Raw genomic sequence first — 442 nt, forward strand, 5'->3', positions numbered from 1 at the left:
GTCATCAATGGCTGGGTACGTCAAGATGTTAAAACTGTCACAGTTTGGGACTTTGGTTATAAATCGGATGATGCCGTTGCGTCTAAAAATGCGTTAATCGCAGCGTTAACCTCTAGTTACCCCTTGCAACTGCTTGATGGAACTTTAAACGCTCATACACTCAATAATCAAGGCGTGTTATGGCAGACAGTGACAACTAACAAAGTCATTTTTGGCAAAAGCAAGCAAACATCAATTATCAATGGGTTGCGCTTGCAGCATGAGGGCAATGAGCTAATCGTCAAAGATTGTGCAATCAATGATAATGGGTTGAACTACGCTATCTTTGCACTTAAATACCAAACTTTACTTATAGAAAACTTTAGTTCAAATGGTAATCTTGACGCTGTACTAATAATGGGCGCAAAATCGAGTACAGCTAGAGCATTAGTTACTAACTGTT

1 protein-coding gene is annotated in these 442 nt (G+C 39.4%); it reads left to right on the top strand.

Annotated elements, in window-relative coordinates:
- Positions 1-442: hypothetical protein (locus M3148_RS17285; protein ID WP_251305958.1), on the top strand; the 442-nt coding region annotated here is incomplete at both ends.

It is taken from the genome of Georgenia satyanarayanai (assembly GCF_023715365.1).
Lineage (GTDB): Bacteria > Actinomycetota > Actinomycetes > Actinomycetales > Actinomycetaceae > Oceanitalea > Oceanitalea satyanarayanai_B.